Here is a 14,683-nt window from a genome sequence, read left to right on the forward strand (position 1 = left end):
TTCAACAAATCGATCCCGATTTTCTGGCCGGTGTGACAGAGCGAAGCCTTTTCCGGGGATCGACCGCCGAAACAGTTCCGTCCAGGTCACACTTGTTGCATAATCGCCACAATGCGTTGCATACATCCGACGCAATCACTGGCTCTAGACGGCGACATGGCTCCACGGGCATCGAGACTGAGCGAAACGCTTTTCAGCGAACCCCGCGCAAGGGACGGGCGCCGGCTGCTTGCGCTGCCGGGTGTGGTGGCAATTGTCGGTGCGCTGGTTACGGCGGCGATCTCCTTCGCCATCCTCGTCGGCGCCACGCCGATCACGCCGGACGAGAGGACAACGCTGGCGCTTATCGCCGTCAATGCGGCGTTCATCCTGTTCCTGATCGCGCTGGTTGGCCGCGAAGTACATCGTATCGTGATGGCGCGCCGGCGCGGCAAGGCGGCGTCGCGGCTGCATGTGCGGATCGTCGCGATGTTCGCGCTGGTCGCCGCGATTCCCGCCATCATGGTGGCGATCATCGCCTCGATCACGCTCGATATCGGTCTTGATCGCTGGTTCGAAATCCGCACCAAGATGATCGTCAATTCGTCGCTGTCGATAGCCGATGCCTATGTGCAGGAGAACGCACGCAACCTCCAGGGAACGACCCTGTCGATGGCTTACGATCTCGACGCCTCCCGCACGCTCTACGGCCTCGATCGAACCGGCTTCCTCGATCTCATGAACAAGGAAGCCGTCGGACGCTCGCTGGCCCATGCCGCGCTGATCAGGCTCGACGGTTCGTTCGTCATGAGCGCCAAGACCGACGCCGATTTTGCCATGCCGGAGCCGCCGGAAGGCGCCATGAGCAGTGCCGCCGACGGCAGGCCGGTGCTGATCGAGCCGAAGACGCGCAACATCATGGGCGCCATCGTCAAACTGCGCGAGATCGAAGGGCTCTATCTCTACACCATCCGGCTCGTCGATCCCGAGGTGATCAAGGCGCGGCAGATTGTCAGGTCCAACAGCGACGAATATCGCGGCCTCGAAGACAATCGCCGCACCTCGCAGGTGGCCTTTGCACTTCCCTATCTGTCGCTGACGCTGATCATCATCCTGTCCGCCATCTGGACCGGCATCGCCGTGGCCGACCGCCTGGTGCGGCCGATCCGCCAGCTCATCGGCGCGGCCGACGAGGTCGCGACCGGCAATCTCGACGTTGCCGTGCCCGTTCGGCCCTCCGACGGCGACGTCGCCTCGCTCGGCGACACCTTCAACAAGATGCTGCTGGAACTGAAATCGCAGCGTAACGAGATTCTGTCCGCCAAGGATTTGATCGACGAGCGGCGGCGTTTTTCGGAAGCCGTGCTTGCCGGTGTCACCGCTGGCGTGATCGGCGTTGATCCGTATGGCATCGTCACCATCGTCAACCGGTCGGCCGAAACGATGCTGGCCATATCCGCCACCGCCGCACTCGGGCAAAACCTCTCCGCCGTGCTGCCGCATGTCGGCCGCGTCTTCGAGATCGGCCGCAAGTCGGGCAAGCCTGTCCATCGCGAGCAGGTGACCTTCTATCGCGCCGGTGCGGAGCGCACCTTCAACGTGCAGATCACGGTCGAGGCCGGCGATGACGGTTCGGAGGAGAAATCCTATGTCGTGACGGTGGACGACATCACCGATCTGGTCCAGGCGCAGCGTTCCTCGGCCTGGGCGGATGTGGCGCGGCGCATCGCCCACGAGATCAAGAACCCGCTGACACCGATCCAGCTTTCTGCCGAGCGCATCAAGCGCCGCTACGGCAAGGTCATCACCGAAGACCGCGAGGTTTTCGATCAGTGCACCGATACGATCATCAGGCAAGTGGAGGACATCGGCCGCATGGTCGACGAGTTCTCCGCTTTCGCACGCATGCCCAAGCCCGAAATGAAGGCCCTCGATTTGCGCGAATCGTTGCGCGAAGCCTCGTTCCTCGTCGAGGTGAGCCGCTCCGATATCACCTTCGAGCGCGTATTCGGCAACGAACCGCTCAAAGGCACGTTCGACAGCCGCCTGATGGCGCAGGCTTTTGGCAATGTCATCAAGAACGCAGCCGAGGCGATTGACGGACTTGATCAAAAGGACCGCTCGCACGGCATAATCCGGATTCAAGCCGGGCGCCAGAATGGTACGATTCGCATCGATGTCATCGACAACGGCAAGGGCTTGCCGCGCGAGAACCGCCAGCGATTGCTCGAGCCTTACATGACGACACGCGAGAAGGGCACCGGGCTCGGCCTCGCTATCGTCAAGAAGATAGTGGAGGACCATGGCGGCCGGCTCGAATTGCATGACGCGCCGGCGGATTTCCACGACGGGCGAGGCGCGATGATCAGCATCATCCTGCCGCTCGCCGCCACTGTGCCGTCGCGCGGCGAAGGCAGGACGGAACCCGAAAGAGAAACTGAAAAGGTCGGTAATGGCGTCTGACATTCTCATCGTCGATGACGAGGAAGACATCCGCGAGCTTGTCGCCGGTATCCTGAGCGACGAAGGTCACGAAACCCGCACGGCATTCGATGCCGACAGCGCCCTGGCGGCGATCGCCGACCGAGCGCCGAGGCTGATTTTCCTTGACATCTGGCTGCAAGGCTCACGCCTGGACGGACTGGCGCTGCTGGACGAGATCAAGACGATGCATCCGAGCTTGCCGGTGGTGATGATCTCGGGCCACGGCAATATCGAGACGGCGGTATCGGCCATCCGCCGCGGCGCCTATGACTTCATCGAAAAACCATTCAAGGCCGACAGGCTGATCCTCATCGCCGAACGTGCCATTGAAACCTCGAAACTGAGACGCGAGGTTTCTGATCTCAAGCTGCGCAGCGGCGAAACCTTCGACCTGATCGGCATGTCGTCGGCGATGAGCCAGTTGCGCCAGACCATCGAGCGCGTCGCACCGACCAACAGCCGTGTCATGATCATCGGGCCGTCCGGCTCGGGCAAGGAACTCGCGGCACGCGCCATCCACACGCTGTCGGCGCGCAAGGGCGCCCCGTTTGTCACGCTGAGCGCCGCCAACATCACGCCTGAACGCATGGAGGTCGAGCTGTTCGGCACCGAATCAAACGGTGTCGAACGCAAGGTCGGCGCGCTTGAGGAAGCCCATCGCGGCATTCTCTACATCGACGAAGTGGCCGACATGCCGCGCGAAACGCAAAACAAGATCTTGCGCGTGCTGGTCGAACAGCAGTTCGAGCGGGTAGGGGGCACCAAACGGGTCAAGGTCGATGTCCGCATCATTTCGTCGACGTCGCAGAACCTGGAGGCGATGATCGCCGACGGTCGTTTCCGCGAGGATCTCTATCACCGCCTGGCGGTGGTTCCGGTCATGGTGCCGGGATTGGCCGAGCGGCGTGAGGACATCCCCTATCTTGTCGACAATTTCATGAAGCAGATCGCCCGCCAGGCCGGCATCCGGCCGCGGCGCATCGGCGACGACGCGCTGGCGGTGCTGCAGGCGCACAACTGGCCAGGCAACGTTCGCCAGTTGCGCAACAACGTCGAGCGGCTGATGATCCTGGCGCGCGGCGACGATATCGACGCACCGATCACCGCCGATCTCTTGCCTGCCGAGATTGGCGATGTCATGCCGCGCACGCCGAACCAATCCGATCAGCACATCATGGCGCTGCCGTTGCGTGAAGCGCGCGAACAGTTCGAGAAGGACTATCTGATCGCCCAGATCAACCGTTTTGGCGGCAACATCTCGAAGACGGCCGAGTTCATCGGCATGGAGCGCTCGGCGCTTCACCGAAAGCTGAAGTCGCTGGGCGTCTGACAGCCAATCCAGTCGTGGCCTACGCAATTATCGGTTACGGCGGCGGTGGAATCACATAAGAAGCGCTACCGCGCCGCGCGTCTTTTGGGACGCGCAACGGACGCTGTAGCATTTTGTTTTTTGCGCATGACCCTTCCCGGAAAAATGGATTCCGATTTTCGGGGTCATGCGCCGACTTCTTCAGGGGTGACCCATGCCGCGCATTGCCTATGTGAACGGGCGCTATGTCGCTCACGCCGACGCTTTCGTGCATATCGAGGACCGTGGCTATCAGTTCGCCGACGGTGTTTACGAGGTTTGCGAGGTGGCGCGCGGCTTCATCGTCGATATGCCTCGCCATCTCGGACGGCTGAACCGCTCGCTGACCGAATTGTCGATCGACTGGCCGGTCACGCCGGGCGTGTTGCCGATTATCCTGCGCGAGGTGGTCCGCCGCAACCATGTCGCCGATGGCCTGGTCTATCTTCAGGTGACGCGCGGCGTCGCCAGCCGTGATTTTGCTTTCCCGGCGGGCACGAAGCCGTCGCTGGTGGTTACCGCCAGGAAAGCCGACCCCGCTGCTGCCGCCAAGAGGGCCGAAAGCGGAATCAAGGTCATCACCGTGCCGGAGAACCGTTGGGACCGGGTCGATATCAAGTCGGTCGGCCTGCTGCCAAATGTGCTCGCCAAGCAGAAGGCCAAGGAAGCCGGCGCCCAGGAAGCCTGGTTCGTCGATGCCGACGGCACCGTCAAGGAAGGGGGATCGTCGAACGCCTGGATCGTCACCAGGGACGGCGTGCTGGTGACGCGCCCGGCCGAGCACGGCATCCTGCGCGGCATCACCCGCACCACGCTGTTCGATGTGGCCGCCAAGCTCGGCCTGAAGATCGAGGAGCGGGGCTTTTCGGTCGCCGAAGCCAAAGCCGCGCGCGAGGTTTTCATCAGTTCCGCGACCACAATCGCCATGCCGATCGTGGCGATCGACGGTGCTTCCGTCGCCAACGGCCACCCGGGCTCGATAACACTTTCCTTGCGGCACGCCTTTTTTGACGTTGCGGAAAAAAGTCCAGCCTGATAACCGCACAGGTGGAATGAACATCAATATATCTCGTTCTGCTTGTCGTTATTGACGGCAAGACGGTGTTTGCGCGCTTGACATGTGCCAGGTAATTTGGCGCATTGGCCTGCAAACCGAAGGGGATCGGCGAAAGACAAGAACAATGGCGGAACGATCGCAAAATCTTCAGGACCTGTTCCTGAATTCAGTTCGCAAAAGCAAAAACCCACTCACGATCTTTCTCATCAACGGCGTGAAGCTGACCGGTGTGGTCACTTCCTTCGATAATTTCTGTGTTCTGCTGCGTCGGGACGGCCATTCCCAGCTCGTCTACAAGCACGCCATTTCCACGATCATGCCGAGCCAGCCGGTTCAGATGTTCGATGGCGAGGAAAGCCAGGGCGCCTGATTGGCACGTAAGAAAGACGCGGACCGCAGCGTTCGCGAAAAACCAGCATATCAGCCGGGGGCGGAAGCCGAAGGCCCGACCCGGGCCGTGGTCATCGTGCCGGTGCTTACCCGCCAGCCGCGCGGCGACGAAGACACGAATCGCCCGCGCCTGACGCGTTCTGCCGAGGCCCGCCACGACGAGGCGGTTGGCCTTGCCCAAGCCATAAACCTCGACCCGATCCATACCGCTGTTGTGACCGTCAACGATCCCCGGCCTGCCACCCTGCTCGGCAGCGGCAAGGTCGCGGAGTTCGCCGAGATCGTCAAAGAGGGCCGTGCCGAACTGGTCATTGTCGACCATCCGCTGACGCCGGTGCAGCAGCGCAACCTGGAAAAGGAATTGAACGCCAAGGTGCTGGATCGCACCGGTTTGATCCTGGAAATTTTCGGCGAGCGCGCGCGGACCAAGGAAGGCACGCTGCAGGTCGATCTGGCGCACCTCAACTATCAGAAGGGCCGGCTCGTGCGAAGCTGGACTCACCTCGAGCGCCAGCGCGGCGGTGCCGGTTTCCTCGGCGGCCCTGGCGAAACGCAGATCGAATCGGACCGCCGTGTCCTGCAGGACAAGATCAACAAGCTCAAGCACGAGCTGGAAACAGTGCGACGCACCCGTGATCTGCACCGCGCCAAGCGCAAGAAGGTGCCGTTCCCGGTTGTGGCCATCGTCGGTTATACCAACGCCGGCAAGTCGACGCTGTTCAACAGGCTGACCGGAGCAGGGGTGCTGGCCGAAGACATGCTGTTCGCCACGCTCGACCCGACACTGCGTCGGGTGCGGCTGCCGCACGGCACGCCGGTCATCCTTTCGGACACGGTCGGTTTCATTTCGGACCTGCCGACGCATCTGATCGCGGCCTTCCGGGCAACGCTCGAAGAGGTGGTCGAGGCCGATCTCGTCATCCATTTGCGCGATATTTCGGATCCCGACACGGCCGCCCAGGCCGAGGATGTCGAGCGCATCCTCGCCGATCTCGGCGTCGATGCCGGCGACGGCAGGCGCGTCATCGAAGTGTGGAACAAGATCGACCGGCTCGATGCGGGCAACCGGGAGCGGTTGCTCGCCGACGGCATCGACGGCAACAAGGCGCCGCCCATTGCCATATCGGCCGCCACCGGCGAGGGCATCGATGTGCTGAAGGCGATCATCGAGACAAGAGTTTCAGGCGAACTGGAAACGCTGACCGTCACGCTCAAGCCTGACCAGCTTGGGTTCGTCGACTGGCTCTACCGCAATGGCGACGTCGTCTCGCGCACCGACAATGAAGACGGCGGTATAACCGTGTCGCTCAAAGCGACGCGAAGCGCACACGAAGAGATAGAAACCAGATTGCACCGTAAAAACAACGGGTAATCGCCGTTACTTCGCGCTTTTGGCTTGCTGCCAAAGCGCCTCCATCTCGTCGAGCGTCGCCTTTTCCAGCGTGTTTCCGGACCTTTCCAGCGCGTGCTCGACATAGTGGAACCGCGACCGGAATTTTTCGTTGGTGCCGCTGAGCGCCGCTTCGGAATCAACCTTGAGATGACGCCCGAGATTGACGACGGCAAACAGCATGTCGCCGAACTCGTCCTTGATCGAAGCCGTATCGCCCTTGGCAAGGGCCTGGCGCAACTCGCCGATCTCTTCCTCGATCTTGTCGAGAATCGGCGTGGCCTCGCTCCAGTCGAAGCCGACGCGGGCCGCTTTTTCCTGCAGCTTGAGCGCCCGGGTCAAAGCGGGCAGGGCAACCGGAACGCTGTCCAGAAAACCCTTGCCATGATCCTCCGGATTGTGGCCGCGGGCGAGGCGGGCATTTCGCTTTTCCGCTTTTTCCTCGGCCTTGATCTTCTCCCACATGCCCTTGGCCATGCCGGCGCTGCGCGCCTCATCGTCGCCGAAGACATGCGGATGGCGGCGGATCATTTTTGTGGTGATGGCCTGGACCACGTCGCCAAAGGCGAATTCACCGGCCTCCTCGGCCATCTGCGCATGGTAGACGACCTGCAGCAGCAGGTCGCCGAGCTCGTCGCGCAGATCGTCCAGGTCGCCACGCGCAATGGCGTCCGCCACCTCGTAGGCTTCTTCGATCGTGTAGGGCGCGATGGTCGAGAAATCCTGCTCGATATCCCATGGGCAGCCGGTTTCCGGCGCCCGCAGCGCCGCCATGATCTCGATCAGCCGGGAAATATCTTTCGAAGGTTTCATCGGTCGAATGCTAGCCTGCGACCGACGCTGTAGCCAACGCCGTCGCAAGGCGAGGGGCGATTGTCCACAGCGCCGCTCAAAGCCTCAGTCGAGCACGGAGACGATCGCCTTGGCGAGCGCGTCCATGCCGTCCTCCGGCAGGCCGGCGACGTTGATGCGGCTGTCGCCGACCATATAGACGCCGTGCTCGGCGCGCAGCCGCTCGACCTGGGCTTCGGACAGGCCAAGCCGGGAAAACATGCCGCGATGGCTGGCGACGAAATCGAAGCGATCGGAATTGGACTGCCGCCGCAGCGCTTCGGCGAACTGCACCCGAAGCCGCAGCATGCGCATGCGCATCTCCTCGAGCTCCGCTTCCCAGTCGGCGCGCAGCGTAGCGTCTTCAAGCACGATGCGCACCGCGGCCGCGCCGTGGTCCGGCGGCATCGAGTACATGGCGCGCGCCGCCGACAGCATCTGGCTCATTGCCACATCCGCCTGCGCGCTGTCTTTTGCCAGGATCATCGCCGCGCCGACGCGGTCGCGATACACGGCAAAGTTCTTCGAGCAGCTCGAGGCAACGACCATTTCCGGGACTTTCGCTGCCAGCAGGCGCAAGCCGGCGGCGTCAGCGTCAAGGCCCTCGCCAAACCCCTGATAGGCAATGTCGACAAATGGCAGCAGGCCGCGCTCGACGACGAGGTCTGCTATTTCAGCCCACTGCGCGGTGTCCAGATTGGCGCCTGTCGGATTGTGGCAGCAGCCATGCAGCAGCATCACGTCGCCGCTCCTGGCGGTCGCCAGTGCGCTCATCATGTCCGCGAAGCGAACAGCACCTGAGGCTGCGTCGAAGTAGGGATATTCGCGTATCTGCAAGCCGGCGGCGCGCATCACCGGCATGTGGTTCGGCCAGGTCGGGTCCGACAGCCAGATCGTCGCGTCGGATCGCGTCCTCTTGAGCAGCTCGGCCACCAGCCGCAGCGCGCCCGAGCCGCCGGGCGCCTGCGCCGCACGGATGCGCGTCAGCTCGGCCGCCGGGCCAAAGACCAGCCTGGCCATCGCGGTGTTGAAGCCGGTATCGCCGGCAAGGCCGAGATAGGTCTTGGTGTCCTGACTCTGCAGCAATCGCTTTTCGGCTTCGCGCACGGCGCGCATCACCGGCGTCTTGCCATCGCGATCCTTGTAGACGCCAACGCCGAGGTCGACCTTGCCGGGGCGGGGATCGGCACGATAGAGGCCGATCAAGGCGAGGATCTTGTCGGCTGGGGCAGGCTGGAGGTTTTCGAACATCGGCGCGGCTCCGTTGGCGGCGGAGTGATACGCAAATCGGCTGTGCTGCGCCAGCGGTTTTCATTTGCGCCAGGCTGAAAACCGCCAACCGGGCGACTGGACATAGAAATCCATAGCGTCGCCGGGAGGCGAGGCTCGCACCCGGCGAAAGGCCTTTATCGCACGGCGTCGCGCCGTTCTATCATGCCGGTTTGAGAGCAGCAGACGGCAAGGCGGCCCCAGATTGCTGCTTCTTGCCGCCCCAACCGATCCGCGGCAACCATTCGAGGTAGTAGGCGAAGCCGAACTGCAGCGCGATGCCTGTCGAGATCAGGATCGCGTCGTAGAGGAGGCCGGCCGGGCTGACGACTTTCATGACCTGCGCGATCATGGCGAGGATCGTTCCGGCGACGAAGACCGGCAGCGAATGCTTGCCGAGAACCGCGAGCGGGTGTCCGGGCCTCGTCCTCGCCAGATTGGAAAGCGCCGGGATTGCCACGATCAGATAGGCGATCGCCAGAATGTGCATGAGGCGCGACAGCGACAGGAACGTCTTGTCGAAGCCGGTCAGCACGGTAGGCAGGCCGGAGGCCGTCTCGATGCCCCACAGCGGCAACCGCACCCAGATCAGCGCGCCGACCAGATACAGGACGGCCGCGCTCGCCATCATCCAGTTGAAGCGGATTTCGCAGCCGCGCTTGATATGCAGCATGCCGGCGATGCCGATGACGAAAAGAAACTGCCAGGAGAGCGGGTTCAGGAACCAGAAGCCGTCGCCGGGAAAATTCGAAGGCGCGATCTGGAAAATGCCGGCGATGAGCCAGAGGAGAGCGGACGCAGCAAGCATCAGGCGCAGGCTGAAAGTGCCGATCCACAGGAAAAGCGGCATCATCAGAAGCACGACGGCATACATGGAAAGAATGTTGTTATAGCCGATCTGATGCCCGAGCGCCGCGATGCCGAGCAGCGCTTCCGGCGTGTCCTCGATGATCATCTGGATGTTGATCAGCTTCAAAAGATCGGGCCGCGAGAAATGCAATGCAGCCGCCGAGAAGATCGCCAGCGTCGCGACAGTGGTCATGACGTGGGTGACATAGAGGACACCGGCACGCCGCCAGGCCTTCAGGGTGATGAGCAACCGATTACCCGGCTGGAACTTCAGTCCGTAGGCGAGCCCGACGGCAATCCCCGAAATCAGCACGAAGGCTTCGGCCGAATCGGAAAAGCCGAAATTCTTGTGCGTGGCATACTCGAAGATCGTCCCCGGCACGTGGTTGACGAAGATCGTCAGCAGCGCTAGCGCGCGGAAGACATCGATGCGGGTATCCCGCTGGGTTGGCATATTGCCTGTCATGTCGGGGCTTGTCATGTCGGGTCGATAATTCGTTGAACAGAAGCGGGCCCAAAGGGCCGTTGGCGAAGGGAAGATTCGGCGGTGAATGTTTCCTGCCTATAACTCGCAAGTGCCCCGTAAATGATGACACCTTCGCGATTTTTCGCGTCACAAATTAATTCAGGTGTAAACATCGAAATCCCCGTGGCGCTAAAACCGCGCGGCGAATTATGGCGGCCGCCGAGGAGGGCTGCGCGTTCGCGGACAAGGAAGCCGTACGCGCGATGGTGGCGTGTACCGCCTGACCTTCCCGGATCGCAAAAAACTCAAAGAGCGGGATTAAAAACCTGCCATGCTCCGTAAACAGGACATGAGAGGGTCGATGCCACGCTTCGATATCGTAGGACAGCTTGGTTCCCTGCGCCGCTACGCGCGTTCGCTGACGCGCGACAGCGCAGAAGCAGAGGATCTGGTTCATGACGCGCTGGTGCGTGCCTATGAGCGGCGCGGCACCTTTCGATCCGGCGGAAACCTGCGCGCATGGCTGCTGTCGATCGTCCACAACGCTTTCATTGACGGCTTGCGGTCCCGCAAATCCGAAGCGGCGCGCGTCGAGCAGGCCGGGTATCTTGCCGACGCCAGCACGCAGGCACCCCAGGAGCATTCCGTCCGCCTGGCACAGGTGCGTGAAGCTTTTTTCAAATTGCCGGATGAGCAGCGTTCTGCGCTGCATCTCGTCGCCATCGAGGGACTTACCTACAGCCAGGCGGCCGAGGCCAGCGGCGTACCGCTGGGAACGCTGATGTCGCGCATCGGCAGGGCGCGCGCAGCGCTCCGCGAGATGGAGGACAAATTGCCGGCACATGTGAAAAGCCACCTCAAGATCGTGGGAGGCCCGTGATGTCGATGATGAGTGAACTGCGCGACCCGGTGACCGATGCCGACCTCGACGCCTATGTCGACGACCAACTGGACGTTGCCCGCCGCATTGAGGTCGAGGCGTTTCTTTCCGCCCGTCCCGAGGCTGCCGCCCGCGTCATGTCCGACCTCAGGACGCGCGACGAACTGCGCGTGGCGCTTGCCGGATGCAAGGGCATGGCGCGGCCGGCGACGGCTGATGCGGCACGGCGGCTGGAACGGGGACTGGCTCGAGGGCGCGCCTTGTGCATGTTGCAGCGGGCTGCGGCGGTCGCAGTCCTGGTGGCTGCGGGCTGGTTTGCTAACGGGATCGTCGGGCCGATATCGGTGACGAAAGTCGTCGCCTCGACCCAGCCGCCCGTCTATCTGGAGGAGGCGATCCGGGCACACAGGACGACGATCATGCGCGAGGCGATGTCATCCCAGCCCGAAGCGCCGGATTACGATGCGGACGAAATCCGCGCCGCCACGGCGATCGTCATGCCGTCGCTGCCGAAGGACTGGAAAGTTCGTGACGTCCAGATATATCCATCGCAGTTCGGCCCGAGCGTCGAGATGGCTGTCGAAACAAGAGACCTGGGACTGGTCTCGCTGTTCGCGATCAGGCCCGGAACGTTCGACGTGGTCCAGCCGACCGTCGCCCCGTCGGGCGAAATTTCCTCGGCCTATTTCCAGATCGGCGAAGTTGCTTACGCAGTCGTCGCCCGAAGCGGTGTCCGCGATCTCGATCGCACCGCAGAAACGCTCGCCAACACGCTTTACTGACCTTCACAAAGGAGAACCCGCATGAACACCCCCAATCTAGGATACCGCACCGGCGTCGGAGCCCAAACCGGCGCCGTCTATGACGAAGGCCTGCGCCAGCACATGCTGCGCGTCTACAATTACATGGGCGTTGGCCTCGTCGTTACCGGCGTGATCGCCTTTGTCGTGGCTTCGACGCCAGCCCTCTACGTGCCGATCTTTTCCACTCCGTTGAAGTGGGTGGTGATGCTGGCACCGCTCGCCTTCGTGCTGCTGTTCTCGTTCCGGATACAGACGATGTCGGCGGCCGGCGCTCAGGCGATGTTCTGGGCATTCTGTGCGGTCATGGGCCTGTCGCTGGCGTCCGTGTTCCTGGTGTTCACCGGGACCAGCATCGCGCGCACCTTCTTCATCGCCGCCACCATGTTCGGCGCGACCAGCCTTTACGGCTACACGACCAAACGCGACCTGACCCAGTTCTCGTCCTTCCTGATCATGGGTCTGATCGGCGTGGTGATCGCCAGCATCGTCAACATCTTCCTCGGCTCGACCGCGCTCCAGTTCGCCATCTCGGTGATCGGCATCGCCGTGTTCATCGGCCTCACCGCCTGGGATACCCAGACGATCAAGGAGCAGTTTGCGGAAAACTTCGGTGCGGAATCGCAGCAGAAGCTCGCCGTCTTCGGTGCATTCTCGCTCTATCTGAACTTCATCAACATCTTCCAGTTGCTGTTGAACTTCACCGGCGAGCGCGAATAGCCGCGTTAAATCCATGCATGTCGCGGCAGCGTTTTTGCAGCAGCGACATGCGTGAACAGAGACTTGAAGCGCGTCGCGAAAATCTTTTGGAACGCGGCGCGCCTGGATGTCCGGAAAAAGTGAGGCGCAGGCAGCCCCGAGCCGGCGGCACAACAGGTAGAGGAGAGGATTTTTCGTCGGTTCACGCTGAGATTCCACTCATCAGAAAGTCGCATAAGATAGGTTATGGAACTGAGATGTGTTCTGATTGCTTGCTTTCGGCCCAACCGCAGTTCCTTTCCCTAAGCGGAACTGCGGTCGGTAGCGTTGCGTCTCCTGGGACGTACACAGCTTCCTACGCCGCTTGCGGCACGCAGGCCTCGCAGATCGCCGCGATGTGCCGGTGGTCGGTGCCGCAGCAGCCGCCCAGGATGCGCATCGTCGGAAACGAAGCTGTCAGCCTGCTGTAGCGCCGCCCGAGATCGTCCGGGTCGCCCGCGTCGAGCGTTTCCGATTCGTCCAGTTCGGCATGGCTTTTGCCCGAAGCATTCGCCTTCACGCCGTAGACGCGATCAAGCCAGCGCTCGCCCTTGTTCAGCGCCTGCATGAAATGCGTCGGATGGGCGCAGTTGATCATATAGTAGGCCGGCGCACCGTCTGTCGCGTCGTCGACCCTGTCGATCGCCTCGCCGAGCGCCATGCCGGTCACCAGCTTGCCGTCCGTCTCCACGGTGAACGAGATCATGCACGGCATCGCATGCGCCTTGGCCGCCCGCGCCACGCCGATTGCCTCGTGGAAATTGGTGAGCGTATAGGCCGCAACCATGTCGGCCTCGGTCCGCGCGAAACTCTCGATCTGCGCCGCGTGATAGGCTTCCGCCTCGTTGGCGTCCATCTTGCCGGCTTTGTAGCCGTCGCCGCGCGGCCCGATCGCGCCGCTGATGACGCATGGCGTTTCGGCGGTCTCGAACTCCTTGCGCAGGTCGAGAAGAAGCTCGATCGAGGCCTCGTTGACGGCGCGTAGCGCTTCCGGCCCGTAGCCGAGCAACGTTCCCCAATCCGGGTTGGCCCGCCACGTCGGCGTGTCGAGGATGAAGCCGGTCCCGCTTCTGCGCGCAATGGTCAGATAACGGACAAAATATTCCCTCAGCTTTTGCCGGCCTTCAGGCGTTGCCATCAGCGTGAATGAAGCAAAGTGCGGAAGCTCGAGGCCTTCGTGAAAGATGAGAGTCGTTTCCATGCCGCCATCGCTCAGGAATGTTCTGTTGGCGAGTTGCGGCAGATTCTGGCGGTACTTGGCCATGTTTGTCTCCAGTGGTAGGATGACACCGTGCCGCCCTGGTGGCGGCCGGTTCGCAATAGCCAAGTTCTAGCAGCACGTGCCGCCGGTGCGGTAGAAGGCTTGTGGTCCGGTACTCCACCGAATCGGAAACCGCAGCAATTACAGACGGATAGCCGCTCTGGGCCGGTCGTATTGCTATCGGTGCCGACGTTGGCGGGTGTGAAAACCATACCGCCGGTACAGTAGATTTGAGGGCATTCGGTCATGCGCAAAGGTGCGGAAACGCGCGAACGCATTCTGGAGATCGCCGAGGCCTCGGTGCTCGCCAAGGGGTTCGGCGCGACGTCCATCGAGGAGGTGATCGCCGAAGCCGGCATCACCAAGAGCGGCTTCTTCTATCATTTCAAGGACAAGAACGAACTCGCCCGCGCCTTGATGCTGCGCTACGTCGAGGAGAACGACCGCATCTTCGATGATGTGTTTCACCGCGGCCGGCAATTGTCCGATGATCCGTTGCAGTCGTTCCTGATCACGCTCAAGCTGCTTGCCGAGCTGATGGGTGATCTGCCGAACGGCCACCCCGGCTGCCTGATCGCGACGTTCACCTATCAGGAGCGCCTCTTCGACCGCAGCGTTCGCGACATCGCCACCGCCGCCGTCCGCTCCTGGAACGGGCGGTTTCGCGACGCGCTGAACGAGATCGCGGCCGTTTATCCTGCCCGCAAAGGCATGGACCTCGAAGACGTCGCCATCATGTTCTCCTGTGTGATCGATGGCGGCATCATCATGTCGCGGGGGCTCGGCGACCCGCGTGTCCTCGAACGCCAGATCCTCGCCTTCCGCAACGTCGTAAAGATGTTGTTCGCGCCGGCGGCGCCCGAAACCATGCTGCCGCCCACCGCCATCGCCGCCGAATAGGATTGCGCCGGGCGTACCTTGCAGCGCCGAGCTCCCATTGC

13 protein-coding genes are annotated in these 14,683 nt (G+C 62.3%); 9 read left to right on the forward strand and 4 right to left on the reverse strand.

The genetic code is table 11. The features are described 5' to 3' along the window. The first annotated feature begins 156 nt into the window (after positions 1-156). The 5 genes from BQ8794_RS12700 to hflX all read left to right on the forward strand — a co-directional run bounded on the left by BQ8794_RS12700 (position 157) and on the right by hflX (position 6,630). The gene (locus BQ8794_RS12700) at positions 157-2,442 is read left to right on the forward strand and encodes a sensor histidine kinase NtrY-like (protein ID WP_167378719.1); all 2,286 of its coding nucleotides are present in this window, start codon (positions 157-159) and stop codon (positions 2,440-2,442) included. Beyond that, the gene (ntrX, locus tag BQ8794_RS12705) at positions 2,432-3,793 is read left to right on the forward strand and encodes a nitrogen assimilation response regulator NtrX (protein ID WP_027153990.1); all 1,362 of its coding nucleotides are present in this window, start codon (positions 2,432-2,434) and stop codon (positions 3,791-3,793) included. Before BQ8794_RS12700 ends, ntrX begins: the two co-directional genes overlap by 11 nt. A gap of 193 nt (positions 3,794-3,986) precedes the next feature. After that, entirely contained in the window at positions 3,987-4,847 is an 861-nt protein-coding gene (locus BQ8794_RS12710) for a D-amino-acid transaminase (protein WP_077377705.1), read from the forward strand. Between the two features lie 145 nt (positions 4,848-4,992). Continuing rightward, positions 4,993-5,238, forward strand: a complete 246-nt coding sequence (hfq, locus tag BQ8794_RS12715; protein ID WP_006202172.1) for an RNA chaperone Hfq — start codon at positions 4,993-4,995, stop codon at positions 5,236-5,238. Then, positions 5,239-6,630: a GTPase HflX gene (gene hflX, locus BQ8794_RS12720; RefSeq protein WP_077377711.1), complete on the forward strand. Its 1,392-nt coding sequence runs from the start codon at positions 5,239-5,241 to the stop codon at positions 6,628-6,630. Positions 6,631-6,636: 6 nt separating this feature from the next. On the opposite strand, the gene mazG is transcribed toward hflX, so the two are convergent. The 3 genes from mazG to BQ8794_RS12735 form a co-directional block, all read right to left on the reverse strand. Further along, complete coding sequence (gene mazG, locus BQ8794_RS12725; protein WP_077377713.1) at positions 6,637-7,461, reverse strand: nucleoside triphosphate pyrophosphohydrolase; 825 nt, start codon at positions 7,459-7,461, stop codon at positions 6,637-6,639. Positions 7,462-7,545: 84 nt separating this feature from the next. Beyond that, positions 7,546-8,730 carry an amino acid aminotransferase gene (locus BQ8794_RS12730; protein ID WP_077377716.1) on the reverse strand — a complete coding sequence of 395 codons (1,185 nt, stop codon included), beginning with the start codon at positions 8,728-8,730 and terminating at the stop codon, positions 7,546-7,548. A 181-nt stretch (positions 8,731-8,911) separates the two neighbouring features. Further along, positions 8,912-10,051: an OpgC family protein gene (locus BQ8794_RS12735; RefSeq protein ID WP_244554928.1), complete on the reverse strand. Its 1,140-nt coding sequence runs from the start codon at positions 10,049-10,051 to the stop codon at positions 8,912-8,914. A 373-nt stretch (positions 10,052-10,424) separates the two neighbouring features. On the opposite strand from BQ8794_RS12735, the gene BQ8794_RS12740 reads away from it, so the two are divergent. Genes BQ8794_RS12740 through BQ8794_RS12750 form a run of 3 tightly spaced genes read left to right on the forward strand, consistent with a single transcriptional unit; the run spans position 10,425 to position 12,463 of the window. Continuing rightward, positions 10,425-10,943 carry a sigma-70 family RNA polymerase sigma factor gene (locus tag BQ8794_RS12740; RefSeq protein WP_244554929.1) on the forward strand — a complete coding sequence of 173 codons (519 nt, stop codon included), beginning with the start codon at positions 10,425-10,427 and terminating at the stop codon, positions 10,941-10,943. An 8-nt stretch (positions 10,944-10,951) separates the two neighbouring features. After that, positions 10,952-11,725: an anti-sigma factor family protein gene (locus BQ8794_RS12745; protein WP_077377809.1), complete on the forward strand. Its 774-nt coding sequence runs from the start codon at positions 10,952-10,954 to the stop codon at positions 11,723-11,725. A 21-nt stretch (positions 11,726-11,746) separates the two neighbouring features. Further along, complete coding sequence (locus BQ8794_RS12750) at positions 11,747-12,463, forward strand: Bax inhibitor-1/YccA family protein (protein WP_077377724.1); 717 nt, start codon at positions 11,747-11,749, stop codon at positions 12,461-12,463. Between the two features lie 334 nt (positions 12,464-12,797). Here the strand turns inward: BQ8794_RS12750 and BQ8794_RS12755 are convergent, their stop codons facing one another. Then, positions 12,798-13,745, reverse strand: a complete 948-nt coding sequence (locus BQ8794_RS12755; protein WP_077377727.1) for a homocysteine S-methyltransferase family protein — start codon at positions 13,743-13,745, stop codon at positions 12,798-12,800. Positions 13,746-13,988: 243 nt separating this feature from the next. Between BQ8794_RS12755 and BQ8794_RS12760 the strand changes: the two genes are divergently transcribed. Further along, the gene (locus BQ8794_RS12760) at positions 13,989-14,642 is read left to right on the forward strand and encodes a TetR/AcrR family transcriptional regulator (protein ID WP_077377730.1); all 654 of its coding nucleotides are present in this window, start codon (positions 13,989-13,991) and stop codon (positions 14,640-14,642) included. Positions 14,643-14,683 lie beyond the last annotated feature (41 nt).

The sequence above is a fragment of the Mesorhizobium prunaredense genome (assembly GCF_900156895.1).
Lineage (GTDB): Bacteria > Pseudomonadota > Alphaproteobacteria > Rhizobiales > Rhizobiaceae > Mesorhizobium > Mesorhizobium prunaredense.

Excerpts from the sequence above, each read along its gene's own strand:
- BQ8794_RS12710 (WP_077377705.1), top strand. The coding sequence starts at position 3,987 with ATGCCGCGCATTGCCTATGTGAACGGGCGCTATGTCGCTCACGCCGAC.
- BQ8794_RS12755 (WP_077377727.1), bottom strand. The coding sequence starts at position 13,745 with ATGGCCAAGTACCGCCAGAATCTGCCGCAACTCGCCAACAGAACATTC.
- BQ8794_RS12745 (WP_077377809.1), top strand. The coding sequence starts at position 10,952 with ATGAGTGAACTGCGCGACCCGGTGACCGATGCCGACCTCGACGCCTAT.
- BQ8794_RS12735 (WP_244554928.1), bottom strand. The coding sequence starts at position 10,051 with ATGCCAACCCAGCGGGATACCCGCATCGATGTCTTCCGCGCGCTAGCG.
- BQ8794_RS12760 (WP_077377730.1), top strand. The coding sequence starts at position 13,989 with ATGCGCAAAGGTGCGGAAACGCGCGAACGCATTCTGGAGATCGCCGAG.
- BQ8794_RS12730 (WP_077377716.1), bottom strand. The coding sequence starts at position 8,730 with ATGTTCGAAAACCTCCAGCCTGCCCCAGCCGACAAGATCCTCGCCTTG.
- BQ8794_RS12750 (WP_077377724.1), top strand. The coding sequence starts at position 11,747 with ATGAACACCCCCAATCTAGGATACCGCACCGGCGTCGGAGCCCAAACC.
- BQ8794_RS12700 (WP_167378719.1), top strand. The coding sequence starts at position 157 with ATGGCTCCACGGGCATCGAGACTGAGCGAAACGCTTTTCAGCGAACCC.
- ntrX (WP_027153990.1), top strand. The coding sequence starts at position 2,432 with ATGGCGTCTGACATTCTCATCGTCGATGACGAGGAAGACATCCGCGAG.
- hfq (WP_006202172.1), top strand. The coding sequence starts at position 4,993 with ATGGCGGAACGATCGCAAAATCTTCAGGACCTGTTCCTGAATTCAGTT.
- BQ8794_RS12740 (WP_244554929.1), top strand. The coding sequence starts at position 10,425 with ATGCCACGCTTCGATATCGTAGGACAGCTTGGTTCCCTGCGCCGCTAC.
- mazG (WP_077377713.1), bottom strand. The coding sequence starts at position 7,461 with ATGAAACCTTCGAAAGATATTTCCCGGCTGATCGAGATCATGGCGGCG.